Source organism: Actinoallomurus bryophytorum, from assembly GCF_006716425.1.
Classification (GTDB): Bacteria; Actinomycetota; Actinomycetes; order Streptosporangiales; family Streptosporangiaceae; genus Actinoallomurus; species Actinoallomurus bryophytorum.
The window spans coordinates 4,679,824-4,702,367 of sequence record NZ_VFOZ01000001.1 but is presented as its reverse complement, the minus strand read 5'-3'; the positions used below and the strand labels follow the sequence as shown (position 1 = coordinate 4,702,367).

The window sequence follows — 22,544 nt, the reverse complement described above, 5'->3', positions numbered from 1 at the left end:
GGCCGACGCCACGAAGGCCCCGCACCACCTGCATCAACGAACCACGAAGCCTACGGTCACCAAACCCACCGAACCGCGCGAACGGACAGCGGGCATGTCCACCCAGACGCTGACCACCGTATGCACACGGCTCCGCCCCGCCGCAGATGCCGCCCGCCCTGTAAGCCCGCCCGCTCTTGGGGGCCATCCTGGGGCCGCCCCCTAAGCCCCGCCCTGTAAGCCCCGCCCTGTAAGCCCCGCCCTGTAAGCCCCGCCCTGTAAGCCCCGCCCTGTAAGCCCCGCCCGCCCTGGGGGGCCGCCCTGTAAGCCCCGCCCGCCCTGGGGGGCCGCCCTATTCCCATTGTCCAGCGACCCCCAAGGCGGGGGAAGACGACCGGGGCGGATGTGGATAACTCTCGCGGGTGGGCGATCAGTGTGCAGGTGGCTGGAGGCGGGCCAGGAGCAGGGTCGCGTCGTCCGTGCTCACGCCCGTGTGCAGGTGTTTCACGATTTGGTCGCAGGCGGTCTCCAGGTCGTGCGGCGCCTCGGACAGGAGGGCACGGATCTCGGCCAGGCCCGTGTCCATGTCGCGGGTGCGGTGTTCGACCAGTCCGTCCGTGCACAGGATGAGCGTGCTGTTCTCCGGTACCTGGATCTCCATCGCCTCGTAGCTGGCCTCACCCACCCCGAGGGGAAGGCCGGGCGGCAGGTCGATCAGTTCCGACGAGCCCTCTGCGGTTGCGAGGATCGGCGGGACGTGGCCCGCACGGGCGATGGTGACGCGTCCGCCGGCCGGGTCGCAGAGTGCATAGATGCACGTGGCGAACTGCGCCGTCGTGAGTTCCTGGGCGATCTCGTCCAGGTTTCGCAGCAGGTCCGCGGGCGGCAGGCCCAGCCTGGCCAGGATGCGTACGGCGGTGCGCAGCTGGCCCATGACCAGTGCCGCGGTGGTGCCGTGGCCCATCGCGTCGCCGACGACCAGTGCGACCTTTCCGCCGGGGAGCGGAATGGCGTCGTACCAGTCGCCGCCGATCCGGCTGGTCTGGCCGGCGGGCAGGTAGCGGTGGGCGATCTGCATTCCGGGCGGTGTCTTCAGTGCCACCGGCAGCAGGCTGCGCTGGAGGATCTTAGAGGTGCGCCGTTCCCGGTCGTACAGGCGGCCGTTGTCCATGCACACGGCGGCGTGGTCGGCGAGCCGGTGGGCGAGGTCCGCCTCCTCGGCGGTGAAGGGCGCGGCACCCGGCCGGCGGGCGAGCACCGTGAAGCCCATGACGGTCCCGCGCGCGATGAGCGGGACGGTCAGGAAGCTGTGGAGGCCGAGGATCTCGTTGAGCGAGGGCCGCACCGACAGGCGGTCTCTGAGCCGGCCCATGGTCTGGGTGTCCAGGGAGGTGAAGGCGATCGGGCGGCCGGTGCTCATGCTGCGCACGATGCTCGTGTCGACCGAGTAGGCGATCACCTCGTCCGGGGGGAACGCCGACGCCCAGTCGTGTGGGCGCCCGTCGGCGACGCGCAGTGCCATCCGGCGTACGACGACGCGTGACTCGGTCTCCTCGTAGGAGGGCACCTGGTCATCGACCAGCAGGCGTTCGAGCACGTACACGCCGGCGCCGTAACAGAGGCGTGAGGTGAGGGCGTCCGCCAGCTCGCGGGCGGTCTGCCGCAGGTCCAGGGTCGCGCCGATGCCCAGGACCACCTGGTCCGTGGCGGGAGCGTCATGCCGGGGCAGCGCGCTGACCCCCACCGTCACCCGGCCCTGGATGTCGGTCATCGGCTCCCAGCGGAACTCCACCGGGACGACGTGCCCGTCGCCCAGTCGTAACGGCAGCAGGGCCGTCGAGGCCGTGCCGGTCGCCGCGCCCGCGATCGCCGTCGTGACCGCCTCGCGGTGCTCGCCGTTCAGCATCACGTCGCACATGTCGCGGCCGCGGACCTCGGCAGTCGTCCTGCCGAAGAGTTCGGCGGCCGCCGGGCTCCAGCGCAGCACCCGGCCCGTCGCCGCCACGGCTAACGTGGCGAGCGTGGTCAGTCCGAGCGCCGCCGGGGCGGTGCGGACGCTCGCGTCGACACCTTGCTCCATGGTCGCGCGGGCCTCCCTGTCCGCTCCATGTAGCCGTGGCACCAGATCCTCCTATGAGCGGGCATGAGGGAGCAACGCCACACGCTGGCGAATTCGGGAACTATATACGGATATGCCGCGCGCACATCGACCCGTACGCCCCAACCATCTAGGCTTGATCACGACCGGGCTTTCCAGTGTGGTCACGGCCAGTCAGTGACCCCTGACACGAATGGCGGACAGGTGGAGCACGAAAGCTGGGCACCCCCCGAAGTCGATGTGGAACGCGCCAATGTCGCCCGGGTATACGACGCCCTACTGGGCGGTTCACACAATTTCGCCGCCGACCGCGACGTGGCGAGCGCGCTCACCGCGATCGAGCCGACCGCGCGTGACGCCGCACGAGCGAACCGCGCGTTTCTGGGCCGGGCGGTGAAGTTCCTGGTCGACGCGGGGATCCGGCAGTTTCTCGATATCGGATCCGGCGTACCGACCTCGGGAAATGTCCACGAGATCGCCCAATCCGCGGCTCCGGAGTCCCGGGTGGTCTACGTCGACACCGACCCGGTCGCCATCGCGCACAGCCGGTCGATCCTGGCCGGCAACGACCGGGCCACGATCGTGCACGCGGACCTACGCGAACCCGAGCTGATCCTCGCCCACCCGGACGTGACCAGGCTCATCGACTTCGACCAGCCGCTGGGCCTCCTGCTCGTCGCCGTCCTGCACTTCATCACCGACGAGGAGCAGCCGGGCGACCTGGTGAAGCGCCTCACGGCCGCCACGGTGCCCGGAAGCTACCTCGCCCTCTCCCACGGCACACTCGACGGACGTTCCAACCAGGTCGTCGAGGCGGTGGAGAAGCTCTACTCGCGCGCCTCGGCGCCCGGCAGGCCGCGCGACCACGCGAGCGTCGAGACGTTCTTCGACGGCCTGGAGCTGCTCGACCCCGGCCTGGTGTACCTCCCGCTGTGGCGTCCCGCCGAGACCGACGTGCCGTTCGAGCACCCCGAACACTCCTGGGGGTACGCGGGCGTGGCCCGCAAGACCTGACCGGAGGCCGCCTACCAGAGGGACATCGACCGGGTGAGGATCCCGGCGAGGTCGTCCTCGGTCGTCTCCCGCGGCGAGGTGGCGAGGAGCCGCTGCTGCTTCAGCGTGCCCGCGACGAGGTCGGTGACGTCGGCGTCCGTGTAGCCGACGTCCGCGATCCCGTTCGGGATCCCGATGTCACGCATCAGGCGGATCAGCACCGAGGGCAGGTACTCCGCCGGGTCGCCGCTCCGGTCGAGCCGGGGTTCGAGCAGCTCCGCCGCGCGTACATGCCGGTCCGGTTCCGCCTCGAAGGTGAACCGGAACGCCTCCGGTGCGGTGAGGGAGACCGCCATGCCGTGCGGCACCATCGGCTCCTCCCGCGGGTAGCCGGCCGGATGGAAGTCCCTGACCTGGCCGGCGATCGGGTACGCGTTGGCGTGCGGGATGTGCACGCCGGCGTTGCCGAAGCCCAGGCCGGCGAAGGTCGCGGCGAGCGCCATCTCGCCGCGGGCCTCCGTGTCGTCCCCGTCGCGTACGGCGGTGCGGAACGAGCGTGCGACCAGCGCCAGGGCGCGCTCGGACCACATGTCGGCGACCGGGTTGGCGCCGCAGTACGGCACCCGCTCCTCGGGCCGCTTGCGCTCGAAGGAGGTGTAGGGCCGGGCCGTGTAGCTCTCCAGCGCGTGACAGACGATGTCCATGCCGGCCGAGGCCGTCACGCCCGACGGCTGGGTACGGGTGAGGTCGGGGTCGACCACCGCGAGGGTGGGCCGCAGGCGCGGATGGCTGATGCCGGTCTTCACCCGAAGATCCAGGACGTCGAGCACGCAGACGGTCGTGCTCTCCGCGCCGGTTCCGGTCGTGGTCGGCACCGCCACCAGCGGGTTCAACGGCCGCGCGGGGGCACGTCCCGCGCCGATCGGCGGGTTGAGGTAGTCGGCGAGGTCGCCGTCGTTGGTGGTCAGGAGGTTGATGGCCTTGGCGGTGTCGATGCTGGATCCCCCGCCGACCGCGACGAAGGCGTCCCAGGGCCCCGAGTCCCGCGCGTACCCGATCGCCTCGCGCATCCCGGCGTCGGTCGGCTCGATGCGTACGCCGTCGAACACCTCCGCCTCGATCCCGTACGCCTTCATCTGCTCGGCGATCCGCTGGGGAGCGCCCGTGGCGGCGACACCCGGGTCGGTGACGACCAGGACGCGGCGCGCCCCGTACTGGCCGAGGTCGTAGCCGATCTCCGCGGAGGACCCGGTGCCGAACTTCAGCAGCGGCGCGCCGTACGTGAAGACTGATTCGGGATTACTCGGGACGGAAGCCATATTTTGGATCCTCCGGATCGCGGCGTTCCATGTCAACGGCGGTGTCGGCGTTCTGTCAGCGTCGGCGCCTAGCATGGTCGGTCCCCGGCCAGGCTCGCCGAATCGACGGAGATGGTGCCCAGATGAGCGAGACCGTGAGCGGCACATCACACCGGTTCGAGGAGCTGGAGCAGCACCGGGTCGAGCTGACCGGCTACTGCTACCGGATGCTCGGGTCGGCCTTCGAGGCCGAGGACGCCGTACAGGAGACGCTCGTACGCGCGTGGCGCGGCCTCCATCGCTTCGAAGGGCGCGCCGCGCTGCGGTCCTGGCTCTACCACATCGCCACCAACGTGTGCTTCGACCTGCTCAAGGGGCGGCAGCGCCGTGCGCGCCCGATCGACCTGGGTCCCGCCTGGGCCCCCGACTCCCCGCTCGGCCCGCCGCTCGCCGAGACCACGTGGGTCGGGCCGGTCCCCGACTCCAGTGTCCTGGCGGCGGCCGGCGGTGACCCGGCCGAGCAGGCCGTGTCCCGTGAGACGGTCCGCCTCGCGTTCGTCGCCGCGCTGCAGCACCTGCCGCCCCGGCAGCGGGCGGTGCTGATCCTGAGGGAGGTGCTGCGCTGGACGGCCAAAGAGGTCGCCGAGCTGCTCGGCACCACCTCCGCGTCGGTCAACAGCGCGCTCCAGCGAGCCCGTTCCACGCTCGGCGAGCGCGGCGTCAGCGACTCCGACCCGGTCCGGCCGATGGACGACACGCAACGCGAGCTGGTCACGCGCTACGTCGACGCGTTCGAGCGGTACGACCTGGACTCCCTGGTGTCGCTGCTGCACGAGGAGGCGACCCAGTCGATGCCGCCGTACGACCTGTGGATGCGCGGCCCCGAACGCATGCGCGCGTGGTGGAGCGGACCCGGCATCGAGTGCGAGGGCTCACGCCTGGTCCCGATCGCGGCGAACTCCTCCCCCGCGTTCGGGCAATACCGCCCCAGCGGCCCGGGCGGCCGGTTCGAGCCCTTCTCGGTGCACGTCCTCGAGCTGACCGGCGACCGGATCACGGGACTCCACTACTTCATCGAGACCGGAGGCCTGTTCTCCCTGTTCGGACTGCCGCCGCACCTTTGACTCCTCGTACGGCGCCGCGGTTCAGTCTTTGTGACCTTGCTCCGCTTCGAGCGGGGGGTTCATCAGATATTCGTAAAGATCCTCGGGCGTCGCTTCGCGGCTGGAGGCATCGACGCGCTTGTTCCACGCCCGCATGATCTTTCGGTGTTCGGCCCGTGCCTCTTCGTCACGGATGAGGTCGCGACGGTAGGCGGGAAGGTCCATCGTGGCGAGGTTCCAGGAGTCGGGGCCGCAGGCCATGTTCTTCCGGATCGTCACCCCGCCGTTCTCAAGGCTCGTGGGGAAGTTGCTGCACACCAGCGGACGGTGGGCGTAAACACCGCACCGGGCCTTGCCGGAAGCGATCTCCATGAGGAGCACGCAGGCGCCGGTCTCCGGTATGCGCTGCAGGCAGAGTTTCTTCGCGGGCCCGCCCGCCCGAAGGCGGAAGCCCTCCTTGTCGGTGTCGATCAGCCTGACGAAGTCGCCCGGATCCATGGCGGCTCCGTCTGCGAGCACCCGGACATCCCTGGCGGTCACCCCGACGACGTACGAGCGGCAGCATTTGCCACCGCAGTCGGCACAGCCGGCGACATTGGCACCACTGCCGTTCACGCCGTCGCCTCCTCTGGCCACGCGGCGCCGGCCGTGCGGGCCGTCACCGCCTCGAGCAGATAGCGCTGGAAGTCCTCGATGTCGGACTCCGAGCCGGACTCGGCCGCCAGCGCGTTCCACCGCGCCACGATCTCGAACCACTGGTCGCGGTCGGCCGACCAGGTGCGCAGGGCTTCGGTCAGCGCCTCCTGGTCCAGATCCTCCAGCTTCCACTCCCGGCCGTCATCTCCGGGCTCGGGACGTATCACCGGGGCGCCGTCCTTCGTGTCGGCCGGGAAGATCCGGCAAGAGATCGGTGCGATGTCTCCAAGGCCGCAGCAGCTGACGCCGCTGGGAGTACGGACCGAAAAGACGCACCCGTGAGTGGCGTTGGCAAGCTTGAGGAAGACCCGGCGCCGACCCTTGTCGAGGACGATTCCCGTGGGGTCGCCGGCCACGGCGGGCGCGGTCTGCGTGAAATGCCATGGTTCCAAGGCAAGCGCACGAGAGATCCGGACGATGTCCGCCCCAGTCACAAACCGGGCACCACGCGCACAGCGGGTCTTCGCCCGGCAGGCCTGCCACTGGGCACGCGCGCTCGGCGACCTGTCCGATATCAACGCCTGGCTCCCTTCGCCGTGGGGTGCTGCACACCTGCCCCCTTTCGGCATACGGAGCCGAACGTCTGACGGTTCACTCCAGCACGCACAGCGGAGAACCTTTCCCGTGGGAGTCCCCCGGTTCGCAGCCGGGTGCTCGGTCCGGTGAGCCGCGGTACGTGCATGGGGCAGGAGTCGAACCTGCACAGCGCGAAGCGGGCGGTTTACAGCCGCTTGGTCTCACCGGTGACCAGGCCCATGCTCAGGGTGATCAGGGGGAATCGAACCCACCATCTCCGGGACCACAACCCGGTGTGCTGCCGTTGCACCATGAACACCACGGCGTCCCGTCGGGGGGCCGCTGTACCCTCAGCCGGAGTCGAACCGGCGGCCTCCCGCTTCGGAGGCGGGCGCTCTGTCCACTGAGCTACGAGGGCGGGAGAACACGCTCCGGCGGCTGGACTCGAACCAGCATTACGCGGGTAACAACCGCGCATCCTGCCGTTGGATGACACCGGACCAGTGGCGCAGGTGGGATTCGAACCCACGATCTTCGGCGTATGAAACCGACGGGGACGGCCGAGCTCCCCCACTGCGCTTCGCGTAGCCCCTGCGGGACTCGAACCCGCTCCCCGGAGTTGAGAACCCCGGAACCTAACCCGTAGTCGAAGGGGCCATGACCTGCACGTAGTACCGCCACAAGGATTCGAACCTTGACCTTCGCGTTCTGAGCGCGACACCTCTACCAGTTGGGCTATGGCGGCAAGAAATCCGTACGCTCGGCGGGACTCGAACCCGCACCTCCGGCTCCTCGGGCCGGTGCCTCTGCCGATTGGGCTACGAGCGTTCAAAGCCGCCACCCGGTGCCGACCCGGGCCGCCCGCCTTACGAGGGCGGGGTCACAAGCCGTGTGCGGCGGCGGAGCTCCCAGGCAAGGATTCGAACCTCGCTCTCGTGATCCAGAATCACGTGTCCTTCCGACTGGACGACCCGGGAACGCAGCACCTCCGCCAGGACTCGAACCTGGGGCCTCCCGCTCCGCAAGCGGGCGCTCTCTCCACTGAGCTACAGAGGCAGGGCGCGGCACACGAAGGCCGCGCGTAATCAGCGCGCTGTTGAGTTGTCAATTCACGTGCCATCGCCGAAACGAGAAGGCAATGCATGGGCGGCAGGAGTCGAACCCGCATTCCGCCGGACTTGGAAACCGGTCGCCTATCCGCTGGCTCACCCATAAGAAAAGCCGCCTGGGACGTTGTCCTCAGGCGGCCTCCGATCAGGCGGTATGCCTTACCCGGAGGTCTCCGCGAGGACAGCACGCAGCTCATATCGCATGCGCTGCGACAGATGCCATAGTGCGGTATTCACGTGCGATCCCCTCCTTGCCCGATCTCTTGCTTCCATTCTATGGCCCATCCCGCCGAGAGCAACGTATTTAACCGGCGTACACGAATGGGATGCGCCGGCGGCCGAACGGGTTCCCCGTCACCTGCGGCTCGCGTAGCGTCGACTACTACCTGTTCGTCCGCGGTAGGGTCAGTGGGGGCCGTGAGTGGCAGGACTTCCGGCGCGAAGAGCGCCGCTGCGGGCGCCGGCAGGCACGCCGCGAGCTGCGCCTCTGTCACGGCGAAGACTGAGAGCGTATTGAACTGGTCTCAGTGGATGTGTTCCAGGGTTCGAGGTCCGGGGCGGGTTACCGGATGACCGCGGGCCAAGGGCATCGAGACATGGTGGTGATGGCGGCCCACACGGCCTGTACGTGCAGCACACCGATGCCGTTCTGCCACGCCTGCTGCTCGACCTCGACTACATCGTCCGCTGGGTCCATCCGCTCCCACCAGAGAAGCGCTTCAGCTTCTGGGTGTCCCCGGCGACACTCGTCTTCGAGGGGCGCCCGCTCAAGCCACGACCGTCATCCGGTCGCGAACCAGATCTCGAACACGCTCTGCGACACGGCACCGTGTATCGGAGAAGCCGCTCCTATCCGTCCAGTTGCTCGAGCGTCGCGATGGACGGCTTCTCGGTGCGGCTCAGCTCGCGTGCCGCGTCCTCGGCGGACCGCAGCACGCGTACCGCGTTGCCCCACGTGAGCTTGGCCAGCTCGGCCTCGGTCCAGCCGCGGCCGAACAGCTCCGCGATGAGGTTCGGGTAGGTGGAGACGTCGTCGAGACCGTCCGGTGTGAACGCGGTGCCGTCGAAGTCGCCGCCGATGCCGATGTGGTCGATGCCGGCCACCTCGCGCATGTGGTCGAGGTGGTCCGCGACCGTCGCGGGGGTCGCCACCGGCCGGGGGTTGTCGGCCTCGAACGCCTGGTGCACCTTCATCGCCTCCGGCGAGGTGTCCAGGTGGTCCAGGCCGTTGGCTCGCATGTTGGCGTCGGCCGCCCGGCTCCACTCGATGGCCTCGGGCAGGACGAACTTCGGCACGAACGTCGCCATCGCCAGGCCGCCGTTGGCCGGCAGCAGGGACAGCACGTCATCCGGGATGTTGCGCGGATGGTCACAGACGGCGCGTGAGGACGAGTGCGAGAAGATCACCGGCGCGCGGGTGACGCGCAGCGCGTCCCGCATGGTGTCGGCGGCGACGTGTGACAGGTCGACCAGCATGCCCAGCCGGTTCATCTCGCGTACGACCTCCTCGCCGAAGCGGGTGAGGCCGTTCGCGGCCGGCTCGTCGGTGGCGGAGTCCGCCCACGGCACGTTGTCGTTGTGGGTGAGCGTCATGTAGCGGACGCCCAGCGCGTACAGGCCGCGCAGCGTCGCCAGCGAGCTCGCGATGGAGTGGCCGCCCTCGGCACCGATCAGGGACGCGATCCGGCCGTCGGCCCACGACGCCTCCATGTCGTCGGCGGTCAGCGCGAGACGCAGGTCGCCCGAGTAGCGCGCCGCCAGCGCGTGTACGCAGTCGATCTGCTCCAGCGTCGCGCTGACCGCGCTGTCGCCCTGCAGCGAGGACGGCACGTACACCGACCAGAACTGCGCGCCGACGCCACCGGCGCGCAGGCGTGCCAGGTCGGTGTGCAGGCGTCCGGTCTGGTCGGTCGCGATGTCGAACCGGTCGAGGTCGTACCCGGCCTCCATCCGCAGCGCCCACGGGAGATCGTTGTGCCCGTCCACCACGGGGTGGCCGGCGAGCAGCGCGCGGGCGCGGTCCAGAGCTTCGGGGTCGGCGGTGTACGTCATCGGTGTGCTGTCCTCACTGACGGAAACGGCTGGGGCCAGGGCTGTCCGGCGGGTACGCCCTAGACCAATTCTGATACGGCGGTCAGCAGCCGCTCGACGTCGGACCGGTCGTTGTAGTGCACGAGCCCCGCGCGTACGGCGCCGCCGTGGTCGCGGATGCCCAGAGCGGCGGTGAGCTCCCAGGCGTAGTTGTGCCCGCTCCAGACGTTCACCTTCCGGGAGGCGAGGTGCTCCGCCACGGCGCGCGGCGTGTACCCGTCGACGGTGAAGTACGCCGTCGCGGTACGGCGCCGGGGCGCCCCGATCAGCCGTACGCCGGGGAGCGCGGCCAGGCCCTCGAGCAGATGGGCCAGCTCGGCCTGCTCGTGCGCCTCGACCGCGCTCATCGAGGCCAGGAGGCGCTGCCGGCGATCGCCCTGGGCGTCCGGGTCGAGCCCGGCGAGGTGGTCGACGGCGGCGGCCACTCCCGCGAGGTCGGCGAAGGCCGCGGTACCCGTCTCGAAACGCACCGGCACGTCCGACGGCGCGGACGCCAGCTTGTCGGGCTGGAGCGTCTCGAGCAGCTCCGGCGCGGCCACGACCGTACCGAGGTGCGGGCCGGACCACTTGTACGCGCTCGTGGCGTAGAAGTCGGCGCCGAGCGAGGCGATGTCGATCGGGGTGTGCGGAGTGGCGTGCACGCCGTCGACGTAGGCGAGCGCGCCGGCCTCGTGTGCCCGCTTCGTGATCGCCGCGACGTCGGGCATCGTGCCGAGCACGTTGCTCGCGGCGGTCACCGCGACCAGGCGCGTCCGGTCGCTCAGCAGCGCGTCGTACTGTTCGGCCGGCAGCTCACCCGCGGGCAGGTCGACCTCGGCCCACCGGACGGTGGCACCGGCCCGTTCGGCCGCCTGTACCCACGGCCGTACGTTCGCGTCGTGGTCCAGGCGGGACAGCACGATCTCGTCGCCGGGCCGCCAGGTACGGGACAGCGTGTAGGCGAAGCGGTAGGTCAGCGTGGTCATGTTGGGTCCGACGACGACGCCGCGAGGGTCGCCGCCGACCAGGTCGGCGAAGGCCTGGCGGCCGGCCGCGACGATCGCGGCGGACCGGTCACTGGCCGGGAACGCTCCCCCCTCGTTGCCGATACCGCCGCGGTAGACGGCCGAGATCGCCTCGATCACCGACTCCGGAACCTGCGTACCCGCCGCACCGTCCAGATAGGCGTAGCCGTCGCGTAGCGCAGGGTAGGCCGCGCGAATCGATACCAGGTCCAAAGCCATGTCCACTCCGTTCTCGCCCAAAGCATGAGAAAGCACCCGTACGGTCAGCCTCTCTCGTACCCGCCGCCGAAGGAAAGCCGGGTCCTCCGATGCGAATGAAATCGGCGGTTCGGGTCATACTCGCGTGGAGCTTCGAGCACGGTGGAGCCCCGAGCACCACGGAGGATCAGATGGTCTTGCCCGGCGTTCTGGCGTTGTTCGCCGGCGCGATCCTGACGTTCGCCGTCCACGGCCACGTCGGGGACGTCGGCGTCAACACGATCGGCGTCATCACCATGGCCCTCGGCTCCGTCATCCTCATCGCGGGCCTGCTCCGCATGAGACGCGGCCGTGGGCGCGGTCGCGGCCGGTCGGGGCGGCTGGTGGCGAACGCCCAGGACCGCGTCTACCGCACCAGCAAAGGCAAGATCATCGCGATGATCATCGCGGTGGTCTACATCGTGTCGCCGATCGACTTCATCCCCGACTTCCTGCTGCCGGTGGGCGTGGTCGACGACGCGGGGGCGTTCGGCTGGCTGCTGTTCGCGATCGGCCAGGAGATGTCGCGCAAGCGTGCCCAGCCGCAGCGATCGCCTCAGGTGCCCCAGCCGCAGCCGCCACGGCAGGTGCCTCCGCCGAAGCGCTAGCCGCCGTAGGGCCGGGTGATGATCTCCAGTTTGTGGCCGTCCGGGTCGTCGAAGTACGCGCCGCGGCCGCCGTCGAGGTGGTTGATCTCTCCGGCCTCATGGTGGGCGGGGTCGGCGTAGTAGGGGATGCCGGCCTCCTGGATGCGCGCGAAGATCTCGTCGAACTCCTCTTCCGACACCAGGAACGCGTAGTGCTGGGGTACGACCCGGTTCGCGCCGGCGTCCATGAAGTCCAGCGTGACGCCGTTCGCGGTCTCGACCGGCAGGAACGGGCCGAACGGAGGGCTGACCTTCAGCCCCAGGATGCCGGCCACGAACTCCGCGGCGGCCACCTTGTCACGTGCCGCGACGATGGTGTGGTTCAGCTGGATCGACATCGGTGCTCCCCCCTGGCACGGTGCTGTCTCCTCCCAGGTTGTACCCAGGCGTGCCCCCCGCTCCCGTCCACGGGCAGGATGTCGGGGTGCGCATACGGCCGATCTCCCCCTCCCTGCTCGTCGAGGAGCTGGCCGACCGCATCGCGTCGGCCGCCGGGGCGGAACGGCTGCGGGTGGTCATCGACGGCGCGCCGCCGGCCCGGCCCGGAGACCTGGCCGACGCCCTGACCGGTCCGCTGCGGCTTCGCGGCCGCGAGGTCGTACGCGTGTCGGCCGTGGACTTCCTGCGGCCCGCGTCGCTGCGCTTCGAGCGCGGCCGCACGGACCCGGACGTGTTCTACGACGAATGGCTGGACTCCGCGGCGCTGGTACGTGAGGTCCTCGGCCCGCTCGGGCCGGGCGGCTCGGGCCGGGTGCTGCCCGCTCTCCGGGACAGCGTGACCGACCGTGCCGTACGGGCTTCGTACGTCACGCTGCCGCCCGGCGGGGTGCTCCTCCTGGACGGCGCCCTTCTGCTCGGCCGCGGGCTGCCATTCGACCTTTCGGCGCACTTGTGGCTGTCGCCGGGAGCGCTCGCGCGTAACACCCCTGCCGAGGACCGCTGGACACTTCCCGCGTACGCGCGGTACGAAGAGGATCGGGTCGCCGACCTCGTCATACGCGTAGACCACCCGGACCGTCCCGCCGTTGTCGAGTGACCCGCAATTGTTATTGCATTCCCCTTATATAAAATTCTTAATTGTGATATGATAGGGAAAAGGCAAGGTAGATTTTTCTGTCGTGATGAATGACGGAAACCCCAGCGAGACCGCCATGCTCGCCGCCGCCGCACGCGCGGCCCATCTGATCGTCGACGAGGCGCCGCCCATCTTCGCCGACACCCTCGCGTACACGCTCCTGGGCGACCGTGCCGAGGAGTTCGTGTCCTACCACCGCCTCCACGGCACCCATCCCGTACTCTCCGGCGCGCGGGCCGCGGCCGCCACCCGCAGCCGCTACACCGAGGACCTGCTCGCGGACGGTGTGACCCAGTACGTGATCCTCGGCGCGGGACTCGACACCTTCGCGTACCGGTCGGGCGGCGGGGTACGCGTCTTCGAGGTCGACCACCCCGCGACCCAGCAGTGGAAACGGAAACTGCTCGCCGACTCGGGCACGACGGTCCCGGACACCGTCACGTACGTCCCGGTCGACCTCGAACACGAGTCGCCGGCGGACGGCCTGGCCGAGAACGGCTTCGACCGCACGCGGCCCGCGCTCGTGAGCTGGCTCGGCGTGGTCATGTACCTCACCCCCGAGGCCGTCGGCGAGACGCTCACGGTGGTCGGCGGGTTCGCGCCCGGCACCGAGCTCGTGCTCGACTACATGCTCCCCGCGGGCCTGCGAGACGCCGCGGGCGACGAGTACGTCGCCCTCGTCGCACCGGTCGCGGCCGAGCGCGGCGAGCCGTGGCTGAGCTACTTCAGCCCGCCGGAGATGGCCACGCTGCTCGGGGAGCACGGCTTCGACGTGGTCGAACAGCTGAGCCAGCTCGACGCGGTCCCCCCGGTCCTGTGGGAACGCACGGACGGCCTGCGCCCCGCCCGCCTGTCCATGCTCGCCCGCGCCGCCGTACGCGGATAAGGCGCACATCGCGGTGACGCCCGGACCGTACGGAGGCCCCCGTACGGTCCGCTGTCCCGCGGGCACATAAATGGGCGATGATGAACACGCCCCGACTTCCCCCGAACGCCCGCGGAGCCGACGTGTCCGAGTCGTTGACCTACGTCGACGCACTGAAAATTCTTGGCGATCGCCAGAGCCGGCTCATCGGCCTCCTCGACGGCGTGATGTCGGCGGGGCTGGCGACGTGGGCCGCGACGGCCTGGACCATGGGGGCCGACCCGTCGGCCCCCATGAACCTCTTCGACCTCAAGGACGAGGTGGTCAGGTTCGGCCACGAGTCGGTGCGCCGGGTCTCCGAGCGCCGCAACGGCCTGTCGCGGTACGACCGCACGCAGCGGCTCGCCGCGGCGCACGCGGTGCTCGTCGTGTCCTCCTACTTCGAGACCCTGGACCGTACGAGCCTGCCGCTCACCCCCGAACGCCTCGCCGCGACGGCGGGCGAGCGCCTCACACACGGCGGCAGCCCGCCGAAGGGGTACGTCGACCTGATCGACGGTCTGCTGACCGACCGGCTGCCGATGCCCGAGCCGCACGTGCCCTACGCACGTACGCGCGAGGCGATCGAGGCGGTCTACGAGCTCATGTCACGCCGCCTCGCGACGCTGATCCGCGCCGCCCCGGCGTGGGAGTCCCTCGCGGGGCGCGAGCGCACCCGCGCGCTGGACACGGTCCGCAAGATGCCGCCGCAGGCGCTCACCACGTACGACGACGCGTTCCGCCGGCTCGCCACCGACAACCGCGAGTTCGAGGTCTGGGCGAGCTTCACCGAGGCGGCCGGGCTGAGCGCCGGGCTGTCGGAGGTGGGGCGGCTGCTGAGCGAGATGGCCGGTGAGCGTCCGGGCGACCGGCCGCGCAGCCATCTGATCCGCACATATCGCGCCGCGCTCGCCGACCCGGTCGTCGCCACCGGGCACGCGCCGGAGTGGGTCGCGCTGCCCACGCTCGGCGAGGCGTACGTCAGCCCGCGCTGCAAGGCGGCCGAGGTACGTCCGGGTGACGCTCCGTCCGGACAGGAGTGGTGGGCCGCCCAGGAGCCGATCCCGTACGTCGAGACGTTCCTGGCCGGGTTCCTCACGCTGCCGCGTGCCGTGCAGGCACCGCTCGTCGTGCTCGGCGAGCCGGGGTCGGGCAAGTCCAAGCTGACCGAGGTCCTCGCCGCGCGCCTCCCGGAGCAGGACTTCCTGCCGATCCGGGTCGAGCTGCGCGACGTCGAGGCCGAGTCGCTGATCCAGGAGCAGATCGAACAGGCGATCTTCCGCCAGGCCGGCGAGCGTGCGGCCTTCCACGACCTGCTCGACGCGGCTCCCGGCGCGCTGCCGGTGGTGATGCTGGACGGGTTCGACGAGCTGCTGCAGGCCGCCGGCGTCAACCGCTATGACTACCTCGAGCAGGTACGCGACTTCCAGCGCCGCCAGCTCGCCCTCGGCCGTCCCGTCGTCGTCATCGTGACGAGCCGCACGGTCGTGGCCGACCGGGTGCGTTACCCGGCGGGAAGCATCGCGCTTCAGCTCCAGCCCTTCAGCGACGACCAGGTGCGTCAGTGGCTCGACGTCTGGAGGCGCCACAACGCCGACATCCTCAAGAGCCGAGGGCTGCTCCCGCTGACCGCCGAGGCCGCGCTGTCCCACCGGGAGCTGGCACGCCAGCCCCTGCTCCTCCTCATGCTCGCCGTCTTCGATGCCACCGAGAACGCCCTGCTCAACGGGGATGCCAGCCTCGGACAGGCCGAGCTGTACGAGGCGCTGCTGATGGACTTCGCGCTACGGGAGATCCGGAAGTACCCCGGCAACCAGTCCCTGTCGCTGAGCGCGCAGCGCAAGCTCGCCGAGACCGAGCTGGACCGGCTGGCGGCGGTGGCGCTGGCGATGTTCGCCCGTGGCCGCCAGAGCGTCAGCGACAGCGAGCTGGACCGCGACCTGGCGCTCCTGCGACCCGAGCCGAACGGTGCCGAGCCGGACGCCGACGAGGCCGCCCTCAGCCTCGCGCAGCGGGCCATCGGCCGGTTCTTCTTCATCCACCGCTCCGAGGCGCACGCGCGTGGCCATCGGACCCGCACGTACGAGTTCCTGCACACGACCTTCGGGGAGTTCCTGGTCGCGTGGCTGACCAACCGCGCGCTGGCCGACCTGGTGGCCGTGCACGACCTGGTCCGCAGCCGGTCCACCGCCGGCGGGCGGCTCGACGACGGGTTCCTGCACTCGATCCTGTCGTTCGCCTGCGTCGCCGAACGCGTGCCCGTCGTCGACTTCCTCGCGGCGATCTTCGGCGGGCTGCCCGACACGGCGCGCGAGAGCTACCGCGAGCTCCTGCTGGAGATCCTCGACGGCGCGCTGTACCCCCATCCGAGCCGGTCCTACCCGGCGTACGAACCGGCGCGGCACACGCTCACCCGGCGCCTGGCCGCCTACTCCGCCAACCTCACGGTGCTGCTCGTCCTGCTGTCCGGCAAGGGCGGGCTCGACGTCCGCACGATGTTCCGCGGCACGGGCGCCGCCGTCGAGCGCTGGATCGAGCACAGCCACCTATGGAAGTCACAGCTGACGGCCTCGGAGTGGAACGGCCTGGTCAACACCCTGCGCGTACGGGCGAGCCGGGACGAAGCGACCGTCGACGTCACGTTGACACGCGAGGACGGCTCGCCGGCACGCCTGCTGGACGCCTTCGTCATCTCCCCGCACACCGCGCGGCTGGAGCTCACCGACTATGACGTGCTCCTCTCCCACGACCCGGCGGAGTCGTTCGACCTGAGCACCCCGGCCGGCACCGAGCTCGGGTTCGTGATCCGCAAGATGGCGTTCCTGCCCAACTGGCGCATGGGGATGCTGCTGCTCCAGGCCGTCCCGTACTTCCGTGCGATGGGCGACCAGGTCCGCTGGCGTCAGGGCGAGGACGGCGCGGTCCTGCCCGCCTACCTCCTCTCTCTGCTGGACTACAGCGGGGACACGCCCGCGTGGGAGCGCGCCCAACGCTACGCTCCGTGCCTCGAGGTGCTGGAGGAGTTCCCCGGCCTGGAAAAGCAGGTCCTGCTGCGGCTGCGCGACGACGCACGCACGCTCCCCATCGCGACGACCGTCGACCTGCTGCGCGAGGTGAGCCGCGTTCCGCCGTCGGAGGCCTACATGGACGTCGTGAACGACCTGTGGGCCAGGAACTCCGGCAAGACCAGCCCCGGCATCGGCGGGAGGGGAATGCTCATCGCGCTGGTCCGGTCGCTGCACCAGAAGTGGCCGGACGCCGACCTGGACCGCATCACCGCCGCCCTGCGCACGGCCGCGTACGGCAGACGCCGCCCGCCGGACTCATAGGGCCTGCCTCGAAGTCCTCGGTCTGGGCCCCACCCGGTCTTGGGCCCCACCCGGTCTTGGGCCCCACCCGGTCTTGGGCCGCGTCCGGTCTTGGGCCCGTTAGGCCTGGGCCCCGTCAGGCCTGGGCCCCGTCAGGCCTGGGCCCCACCCGTCTGGAGCCCACCCACCTGGAGCCCACCCACCTGGAGCCCACCCGCCCGGGGGTGCCATCCCACTCTCATTGTCCAGCGGGAACAGCGGCGGGCGGAAGTAGAGCGGGGTTCTGTGGATAACGCCGCCCAGGCGCCGCCCAGACGGCGGCCACACGGCGGCCACACGGCGGCCACACGGCGACAGCATGACTTCGAGACGGACCCTGGGCGTGTCCTGGTCGTCTGCGGGTGGGGGGCGCGCCGCGCGAGGGCGGTTGAGGGATCTTGGTGGTCGGCCGGTCGCTCACCAAGATCCACTAAGTGGGACGATCTGGACGTGGCCGTACCTCCCCCCACCCGGATTCTGCGCAGCGCGGTCGGGACCGTGCTCACCCTGCTGTTCGGCGCCACCCTGGTGCTGATCGGCGTCATCCTCGTCACGTGGATCGCGCCGGGCGGAGCACGTGACCTGCACGCCTACGAGGCGGCGCCGCGTTGTCCGGCCGCTCCGGCCGCGCCCGCCGAATGCCGCTGGACACAGGAGTTCACCGTGTCCGGCGTCCGGCTGACCCGCAGCAGGAGCGAGTCGGACCGTGCGTTCCTGACGGGCGCGGACGGGGTCAGACGGGAGACGTTCTACGACTCCCGTGGCCCCGTCCTGGACGCCCTCGACGAGGGCGACCGGGTCACCGGCACCATCTGGCGCGGCTTCGTCACCGAGATCGCGGCGGAGGGCGACTCCCAGAAGACCCAAGACGCCCCCGCCGACATGCGCGCGCGTGGCTTGATCGGTGCGCTGCTCACCGTCCCCTGCGGCCTCCTCATGACGGCCGCGTGCGCCTGGCGGCTGCTCCGCCGCCGCGCCGTCCCGGACCCGACGCCGGGCATGGTCGCCGCACTGGGACTCGCCTTCGCACTGTTCGCCGGCGGGCTCATCTCGCCGGTCCTGCTGGGCAAGAACGGCGAGAACCTCTGGATGGTGGCGGCCGTCTGGCTCCCCATCGCCATCCTCATGGCCGCCGCGGCGCGCCTTTACGTCACTCGCAAGCGCGCCCCGGAGACCGTGACGATCTAGGACTACCGAGCCCTAGACCTGGCGGAGTGCGCGCTGGGTGAGTTTGATGCCGAGGCCCAGGCCGAGCTGGAGCAGCAGGCCCGCTCCGCAGGCGGCGGCGACGGCCATCGCGATCGGTTCGGCGACGGTGAGGAGTAGGCGTATCGCCTCGGCCAGGTCACCGGGCGCGGTCAGCGGCGGAATGCCAATGATGATCGTCATGACGACCTCCCTGGCGCCGTACCCGTCACGCGTCAGAGGTGCGCATGCCGGGTGCGACGAGTCGATGCCGGTCTGGCGACCGGCGGGGACGGCTGCTGTCGGGACTCAACCCGTCTCACCTCCTCGCGACATGCGGAACGCCTCGGAATGAGGCGGTAATTTCAGTGAAACCGCAGTTCAGGGCCTTGTCAAACGATTACGCAAAAAGGGAGCTGCGGCTTCGGCGCGCAGGGTAGGGCACTGCCATGTCCGCTGGCTACGGCGGGGGCCTGCCCACGCTGAGGCGCTCTCCGGTGCGGCGCGCGATGGCTCGCGGGTCCATGTTCCGCCGCCTCGACTGGGTGCTGTTCAGCGCCGTCCTCGGGTTGACCTGGCTGGGCACGCTGCTCGTCTGGTCGGCGACCCGGCCCGGACTGCTCCAGGCCGGGCGCGACCCGGAGAGCTACCTGAAGAAGCATCTGCTGACCGTCGCGGTCGGCCTGACTCTCGCGCTCGCGGTGTCGATGCTGGACTACCGGCTGGTCCGCGCGTACGCGCCCATGGTGTACGCGGCGTCCTGCGTCGGGCTGGTGGCGGTGCTCACGCCGCTCGGCTCGACGATCAAGGGGCATCATTCCTGGATCGAGGTGGGCGGCGGCTTCCAGCTGCAACCGGCGGAGTTCGGCAAGGTCGGGCTGGTGATGGTGCTCGCGGTGCTGCTCGGTGAGCCGCGTGAGGGCCACACCGAGCCGAGCACCGGCGACCTGCTAGCCGCGCTGACGCTGGCCGGGCTCATCGTGGTCCTGGTCGTCATGCAGCCCGACCTGGGCACCACTATGGTGCTCGCGGTGCTGATCCTGGCCATGGTGGCGGTGTCGGGGGTGTCGAAGCGCTGGCTGTTCTCGCTGGTCGGCGCGGGGGTGGCGGCTGCGGTCGCGGGCTGGCAGCTGCGGGTGCTCAAGCCGTACCAGGTCGACCGGTTCATCGCCTTCGCCTACCCGGCCGCCGACCCGAAGGGCGTCGGCTACAACGCCGCGCAGGCACGGATCGCGGTGGGTTCGGGCGGCGCGTTCGGCCGCGGCCTGTTCCACGGGCCGCAGACCGCCGGCCACTTCGTGCCCGAACAGCACACCGACTTCATCTTCACCGTGGCCGGGGAGGAACTCGGCTTCGTCGGCTCGGCGCTGATCGTCGCGCTGCTCGGGGTGGTGCTGTGGCGGGGGCTGCGGATCGCGATCAACTGCGAGAACAGCTTCGGCGTCCTGCTCGCCGCGGGCGTGGTCTGCTGGCTGGGCTTCCAGGCGTTCGAGAACATCGGCATGTGCCTCGGCCTGATGCCGATCACCGGTGTGCCCCTGCCCTACCTGTCGTACGGCGGGTCGGCGACCCTCGCCAACATGGTCGCCCTGGGCCTGCTCGAGGCCGTCCACGTACGCCAGCGCACGTTCGTCTGAGGACTCAGGGACTCACAGGCCGGCGAAGACATCTCGGACGCACCGCCGGAGCCAGACATGGGCGGCGTCGGTGTCGTAGCGGCGGTGCCAGGCCATCGCGAGCGGCACGGACGGCACGTCTATCGGGAAGTCGAAGGCGACGAGCCCCAGCCGATCGATGAGCGGCGCGTGCAGCCTCCGGCCGGCCCGCCCGACCAGGTCGGTCGTCAGCAGGATGAGCAGGGCCGAGGAGAACGACGGCGCCGAGGCGACCACCCGGCGCCGCAGCCCGTGCGCGGCCAGAGCCGCATCGATCGGCCCCTCGAGCCGGCCACGCCGTGAGGTCGTCAGGTGCTCGGCGGCGGCGAACCGCGCAAGCGTGATCTCCCCGGTGAGCAGCGGATGCCCGGCGCGTACGACCCCGACGCCCGGGTCGTGCAGGAGGGGTTCGACCACGACGTCGGGCGATCGGTCGGCGATCACTCCGATCTCCAGGTCGATCCGGCCCTCGCGCAGCGCGCCCGAGTCGGCGGCGCCCTCGGGCAGCGAGCGGATGGAGACGCCCGGCGCCTCCCCGCGCATCCGGGCGAGCAGGGCCGCCGCCGCGACCGCGGTGACCGAGTCGTCCGCCTGGAACGTGAACGTCCGGTCCAGCGTCGCGAGGTCGAGGGCCCGCTCGGTGAACACGGTGCTGGCGCGTTCGACGAGCTCGTGCACCTCCGCGTGGATGGCCAGCGCCCGCGGTGTGGGCACCATCGCCCGGCCCGAGCGCACCAGCACCGGGTCGCCGAGCGCCTTGCGGATGCGCGCGAGCGTACGGCTCATGGCGGGCTCGGACAGGTGGAGGCGCGCGGCGGCGGCGCCGACGCTCTGCTCCTGGAGCAGGACGTCGAGGGACACGAGAAGGTTCAGATCGAGCTTGGAATGCGTGCCGTGCATTTCTCACCTGCGAAAGATGCATTTGAAAGCAGATCACCTGGCAGCTTACGTTGTGACGCGTTCAGCGTCTCGCCCTCGGAGGTTCCCGTGACACTGCAAGCCGAGCTGAGCCCGCCGGAGGCGGGACACCCGCGGCGCACCGCGATCCTGGGGTTGATGTCGGCCTGCGCGACGATGACCATCGCCCTGGTCGCCGCGATCAACCTGGCCATCCCGAAGTTGTCCGCGAGCACGCTGCGGCCCTCCTCGGCCGAGCTGTTGTGGATCATCGACGCGTACGTCCTCGTGTTCGCCTGCCTGCTCATCCCGGCAGGGGCCTTCGGCGACCGGCACGGCCGCAAGGGCGCGCTGCTCGGCGGCCTCGGCCTGTTCGCCGTCGGCTGCCTGGTGTGCGCGCTGGCGCCCGGCGTCGGCGTGCTGCTCGCCGGGCGGGTGGTCACCGGCGTCGGCGCGGCCCTGGTCATGCCCGCGACGCTCTCACTGTCCATCGGTGCGTTCCCGCCCGCGCGGCGGCCGTACGCGATTGCCACCTGGACCGCCGCGACGGGTCTCGCGGGCATCTTCGGCAACATCGGCGGCGGCCTGATCCTTCAGTACCTGCCCTGGCGGGGCTGTTCTGGGCGATGGTGCCGATCATGGCCGTCCTGCTGGTGCTCACGGCACGGCTCGCGCCGCGCTCGGACCGGTACCACGCCGACCTGGACCTGACCGGCTCGGCGCTGCTCATCCTCGCCTTCGCCGCGCTGCTCTACGGGATCATCGAGGGGCCCGAGCAGGGCTGGTCGGGCGGCACCGTGCTCGGCGCCTTCGCGGTCGCCGCCGGTGTGTTCGCGGCCTTCACGGTACGTGCGCTGTGCGTGGAGCACCCGCTGATCGATCCCCGGATCTTCCGCGCCGCCCGGCTGCGGGCGGGGGTCATCGGCGTCGGGATCGGGTTCTTCGGGCTGTTCGCGCTGTTCTTCGTCAACGCCCAGTTCCTGCAGTACGTGAAGGGCTACTCGCCGGTGCTCACGGGCGTCGCCATCGGCCCGCTGGCGCTGGGCATGATGTTCATCTCGCCCCGGAGCGTCGGCCTGGCCGGCCGGTTCGGCGGGCGCCGGATCGTCACGTCGGGCATGGTGATCATCGCGGGCGGCCTCGCACTGATGTCGTTCGCCGGGCCGCGGACGCCGTACCTCCTGTACGCGCTGTTCCTCCTGGTCATGTCGCTGGGCATGGGCCTGTGCGTGCCGACGCTGTCCACGGGCGTCATCGGCGCGCTACCGCACGGCCGGGCGGGGCTGGGGTCCGGCCTGAACGGCGCGGCGCGGGAGATCGGCAGCGCGCTCGGGGTGGCCGTGCTCGGCACGATCCTCACCGTACGGTTCACCGCCCGGCTGCCCGGAGGCGCCGGGGCGCACTCGCCGGGCGAGGCGCTCGCACGGTCCGGCCACAGCGCCTCTGCCGTGGCCGCGTTCGCCGACGCCGTCGCGGCCGGCTACCGGGTGGTGGCGCTCGTCGTGCTGCTCGCCGCGTTCCTCGTCGGGATCTGGTTCCGTCCCGAGACCGTCCGTTGACGAGATCCGGCATCTCGGCAGCGGAATGCGGAGAACGCGACGATGGGGTGTCGGATCCGGGCAGAGGTGTTCGTTGTCCGTATGAACGGTGCCCATGAGGAGCGCCCCGAGTCACAGGAGATGATCCGAGATGCGGTACCCGGTTTCCGTG

General features: G+C 70.6%; 19 protein-coding genes, 11 tRNA genes and 1 pseudogene. 10 read left to right on the top strand and 21 right to left on the bottom strand.

Translation table 11 applies throughout. The features are described from left to right. Window positions 1-409: 409 nt before the first annotated feature. Window positions 410-2,059 carry a SpoIIE family protein phosphatase gene (locus tag FB559_RS22300; RefSeq protein ID WP_141957438.1) on the bottom strand — a complete coding sequence of 550 codons (1,650 nt, stop codon included), beginning with the start codon at window positions 2,057-2,059 and terminating at the stop codon, window positions 410-412. Between the two features lie 222 nt (window positions 2,060-2,281). Between FB559_RS22300 and FB559_RS22295 the strand changes: the two genes are divergently transcribed. Continuing rightward, window positions 2,282-3,091 carry an SAM-dependent methyltransferase gene (locus FB559_RS22295; protein ID WP_246121895.1) on the top strand — a complete coding sequence of 270 codons (810 nt, stop codon included), beginning with the start codon at window positions 2,282-2,284 and terminating at the stop codon, window positions 3,089-3,091. Window positions 3,092-3,102: 11 nt separating this feature from the next. On the opposite strand, the gene FB559_RS22290 is transcribed toward FB559_RS22295, so the two are convergent. Beyond that, complete coding sequence (locus FB559_RS22290) at window positions 3,103-4,389, bottom strand: hydroxyacid-oxoacid transhydrogenase (RefSeq protein WP_141957436.1); 1,287 nt, start codon at window positions 4,387-4,389, stop codon at window positions 3,103-3,105. Window positions 4,390-4,511: 122 nt separating this feature from the next. Here FB559_RS22290 and FB559_RS22285 point away from each other — a divergent pair, with 122 nt between their 5' ends. Further along, entirely contained in the window at window positions 4,512-5,492 is a 981-nt protein-coding gene (locus tag FB559_RS22285; protein WP_141957435.1) for a sigma-70 family RNA polymerase sigma factor, read from the top strand. Window positions 5,493-5,513: 21 nt separating this feature from the next. On the opposite strand, the gene FB559_RS22280 is transcribed toward FB559_RS22285, so the two are convergent. From FB559_RS22280 to FB559_RS44040, 13 genes are all read right to left on the bottom strand, one after another. Beyond that, window positions 5,514-6,086, bottom strand: coding sequence for a YkgJ family cysteine cluster protein (locus tag FB559_RS22280; RefSeq protein ID WP_185792342.1), 573 nt, complete (start codon window positions 6,084-6,086; stop codon window positions 5,514-5,516). After that, window positions 6,083-6,559: a hypothetical protein gene (locus tag FB559_RS22275; protein ID WP_221640126.1), complete on the bottom strand. Its 477-nt coding sequence runs from the start codon at window positions 6,557-6,559 to the stop codon at window positions 6,083-6,085. Before FB559_RS22275 ends, FB559_RS22280 begins: the two co-directional genes overlap by 4 nt. A gap of 285 nt (window positions 6,560-6,844) precedes the next feature. Continuing rightward, a tRNA-Tyr gene (locus FB559_RS44045) sits at window positions 6,845-6,926 on the bottom strand. Between the two features lie 3 nt (window positions 6,927-6,929). Next, window positions 6,930-7,003, bottom strand: a tRNA-His gene (locus tag FB559_RS22270). Between the two features lie 25 nt (window positions 7,004-7,028). Continuing rightward, window positions 7,029-7,101, bottom strand: a tRNA-Arg gene (locus tag FB559_RS22265). A gap of 11 nt (window positions 7,102-7,112) precedes the next feature. Continuing rightward, a tRNA-Asn gene (locus tag FB559_RS22260) sits at window positions 7,113-7,183 on the bottom strand. Window positions 7,184-7,187: 4 nt separating this feature from the next. After that, window positions 7,188-7,263 (bottom strand) — tRNA-Met (locus tag FB559_RS22255). Window positions 7,264-7,268: 5 nt separating this feature from the next. Continuing rightward, window positions 7,269-7,340: transfer RNA gene (locus tag FB559_RS22250), tRNA-Glu, on the bottom strand. Between the two features lie 15 nt (window positions 7,341-7,355). Then, window positions 7,356-7,428: transfer RNA gene (locus tag FB559_RS22245), tRNA-Leu, on the bottom strand. Between the two features lie 10 nt (window positions 7,429-7,438). After that, a tRNA-Leu gene (locus FB559_RS22240) sits at window positions 7,439-7,511 on the bottom strand. Window positions 7,512-7,588: 77 nt separating this feature from the next. Continuing rightward, window positions 7,589-7,660 (bottom strand) — tRNA-Gln (locus FB559_RS22235). Between the two features lie 6 nt (window positions 7,661-7,666). Beyond that, window positions 7,667-7,739: transfer RNA gene (locus FB559_RS22230), tRNA-Arg, on the bottom strand. A gap of 85 nt (window positions 7,740-7,824) precedes the next feature. Then, a tRNA-Trp gene (locus tag FB559_RS44040) sits at window positions 7,825-7,896 on the bottom strand. Between the two features lie 222 nt (window positions 7,897-8,118). On the opposite strand from FB559_RS44040, the gene FB559_RS22225 reads away from it, so the two are divergent. Beyond that, window positions 8,119-8,298, top strand: a complete 180-nt coding sequence (locus FB559_RS22225) for a hypothetical protein (RefSeq protein WP_141957432.1) — start codon at window positions 8,119-8,121, stop codon at window positions 8,296-8,298. A 56-nt stretch (window positions 8,299-8,354) separates the two neighbouring features. Here FB559_RS22225 and FB559_RS46265 read toward each other — a convergent pair whose 3' ends face one another. The 3 genes from FB559_RS46265 to FB559_RS22215 form a co-directional block, all read right to left on the bottom strand. Then, window positions 8,355-8,489 (bottom strand): hypothetical protein, encoded by a 135-nt coding sequence (locus tag FB559_RS46265; RefSeq protein WP_281286280.1) that lies wholly within the window; start codon window positions 8,487-8,489, stop codon window positions 8,355-8,357. A gap of 152 nt (window positions 8,490-8,641) precedes the next feature. Next, on the bottom strand, window positions 8,642-9,844 hold the full coding sequence (locus FB559_RS22220) for a dipeptidase (RefSeq protein WP_141957431.1): 1,203 nt from the start codon (window positions 9,842-9,844) through the stop codon (window positions 8,642-8,644). A 59-nt stretch (window positions 9,845-9,903) separates the two neighbouring features. Further along, window positions 9,904-11,106: a cysteine desulfurase-like protein gene (locus FB559_RS22215; RefSeq protein ID WP_141957430.1), complete on the bottom strand. Its 1,203-nt coding sequence runs from the start codon at window positions 11,104-11,106 to the stop codon at window positions 9,904-9,906. A 170-nt stretch (window positions 11,107-11,276) separates the two neighbouring features. Between FB559_RS22215 and FB559_RS22210 the strand changes: the two genes are divergently transcribed. Beyond that, window positions 11,277-11,732 (top strand): YkvA family protein, encoded by a 456-nt coding sequence (locus FB559_RS22210; protein ID WP_141957429.1) that lies wholly within the window; start codon window positions 11,277-11,279, stop codon window positions 11,730-11,732. Here FB559_RS22210 and FB559_RS22205 read toward each other — a convergent pair. Next, window positions 11,729-12,109 carry a VOC family protein gene (locus FB559_RS22205; protein ID WP_141957428.1) on the bottom strand — a complete coding sequence of 127 codons (381 nt, stop codon included), beginning with the start codon at window positions 12,107-12,109 and terminating at the stop codon, window positions 11,729-11,731. The genes FB559_RS22210 and FB559_RS22205 overlap by 4 nt on opposite strands. 86 nt (window positions 12,110-12,195) lie before the next feature. Between FB559_RS22205 and FB559_RS22200 the strand changes: the two genes are divergently transcribed. The 4 genes from FB559_RS22200 to FB559_RS22185 all read left to right on the top strand — a co-directional run bounded on the left by FB559_RS22200 (window position 12,196) and on the right by FB559_RS22185 (window position 18,285). Continuing rightward, on the top strand, window positions 12,196-12,807 hold the full coding sequence (locus FB559_RS22200) for a nucleoside/nucleotide kinase family protein (RefSeq protein WP_141957427.1): 612 nt from the start codon (window positions 12,196-12,198) through the stop codon (window positions 12,805-12,807). Between the two features lie 85 nt (window positions 12,808-12,892). Continuing rightward, window positions 12,893-13,732 (top strand): class I SAM-dependent methyltransferase, encoded by an 840-nt coding sequence (locus tag FB559_RS22195; RefSeq protein WP_141961852.1) that lies wholly within the window; start codon window positions 12,893-12,895, stop codon window positions 13,730-13,732. Between the two features lie 122 nt (window positions 13,733-13,854). Continuing rightward, window positions 13,855-17,079: an NACHT domain-containing protein gene (locus FB559_RS22190; RefSeq protein ID WP_141957426.1), complete on the top strand. Its 3,225-nt coding sequence runs from the start codon at window positions 13,855-13,857 to the stop codon at window positions 17,077-17,079. A gap of 468 nt (window positions 17,080-17,547) precedes the next feature. After that, window positions 17,548-18,285 (top strand): hypothetical protein, encoded by a 738-nt coding sequence (locus FB559_RS22185; protein WP_141957425.1) that lies wholly within the window; start codon window positions 17,548-17,550, stop codon window positions 18,283-18,285. Window positions 18,286-18,297: 12 nt separating this feature from the next. Here FB559_RS22185 and FB559_RS22180 read toward each other — a convergent pair whose 3' ends face one another. Then, complete coding sequence (locus FB559_RS22180) at window positions 18,298-18,486, bottom strand: hypothetical protein (protein WP_141957424.1); 189 nt, start codon at window positions 18,484-18,486, stop codon at window positions 18,298-18,300. Between the two features lie 245 nt (window positions 18,487-18,731). On the opposite strand from FB559_RS22180, the gene rodA reads away from it, so the two are divergent. Then, window positions 18,732-19,919 carry a rod shape-determining protein RodA gene (rodA, locus tag FB559_RS22175; protein WP_141957423.1) on the top strand — a complete coding sequence of 396 codons (1,188 nt, stop codon included), beginning with the start codon at window positions 18,732-18,734 and terminating at the stop codon, window positions 19,917-19,919. A 12-nt stretch (window positions 19,920-19,931) separates the two neighbouring features. Here the strand turns inward: rodA and FB559_RS22170 are convergent, their stop codons facing one another. Further along, window positions 19,932-20,837 carry a LysR family transcriptional regulator gene (locus tag FB559_RS22170; protein WP_141957422.1) on the bottom strand — a complete coding sequence of 302 codons (906 nt, stop codon included), beginning with the start codon at window positions 20,835-20,837 and terminating at the stop codon, window positions 19,932-19,934. Here FB559_RS22170 and FB559_RS46780 point away from each other — a divergent pair. Continuing rightward, window positions 20,823-22,393, top strand: a pseudogene (locus FB559_RS46780) (MFS transporter). The gene FB559_RS22170 and the pseudogene FB559_RS46780 overlap by 15 nt on opposite strands. Window positions 22,394-22,544 lie beyond the last annotated feature (151 nt).

Bases quoted from the DNA above. Each gene is read 5' to 3' on its own strand.
- FB559_RS22300 (WP_141957438.1), bottom strand. From the start codon at position 2,059: ATGGAGCAAGGTGTCGACGCGAGCGTCCGCACCGCCCCGGCGGCGCTC.
- FB559_RS22210 (WP_141957429.1), top strand. From the start codon at position 11,277: ATGGTCTTGCCCGGCGTTCTGGCGTTGTTCGCCGGCGCGATCCTGACG.
- FB559_RS46265 (WP_281286280.1), bottom strand. From the start codon at position 8,489: ATGGACCCAGCGGACGATGTAGTCGAGGTCGAGCAGCAGGCGTGGCAG.
- FB559_RS22215 (WP_141957430.1), bottom strand. From the start codon at position 11,106: ATGGCTTTGGACCTGGTATCGATTCGCGCGGCCTACCCTGCGCTACGC.
- FB559_RS22225 (WP_141957432.1), top strand. From the start codon at position 8,119: ATGCGCCGGCGGCCGAACGGGTTCCCCGTCACCTGCGGCTCGCGTAGC.
- FB559_RS22290 (WP_141957436.1), bottom strand. From the start codon at position 4,389: ATGGCTTCCGTCCCGAGTAATCCCGAATCAGTCTTCACGTACGGCGCG.
- FB559_RS22220 (WP_141957431.1), bottom strand. From the start codon at position 9,844: ATGACGTACACCGCCGACCCCGAAGCTCTGGACCGCGCCCGCGCGCTG.
- FB559_RS22170 (WP_141957422.1), bottom strand. From the start codon at position 20,837: ATGCACGGCACGCATTCCAAGCTCGATCTGAACCTTCTCGTGTCCCTC.
- FB559_RS22205 (WP_141957428.1), bottom strand. From the start codon at position 12,109: ATGTCGATCCAGCTGAACCACACCATCGTCGCGGCACGTGACAAGGTG.
- rodA (WP_141957423.1), top strand. From the start codon at position 18,732: ATGTCCGCTGGCTACGGCGGGGGCCTGCCCACGCTGAGGCGCTCTCCG.
- FB559_RS22285 (WP_141957435.1), top strand. From the start codon at position 4,512: ATGAGCGAGACCGTGAGCGGCACATCACACCGGTTCGAGGAGCTGGAG.
- FB559_RS22180 (WP_141957424.1), bottom strand. From the start codon at position 18,486: ATGACGATCATCATTGGCATTCCGCCGCTGACCGCGCCCGGTGACCTG.
- FB559_RS22195 (WP_141961852.1), top strand. From the start codon at position 12,893: ATGAATGACGGAAACCCCAGCGAGACCGCCATGCTCGCCGCCGCCGCA.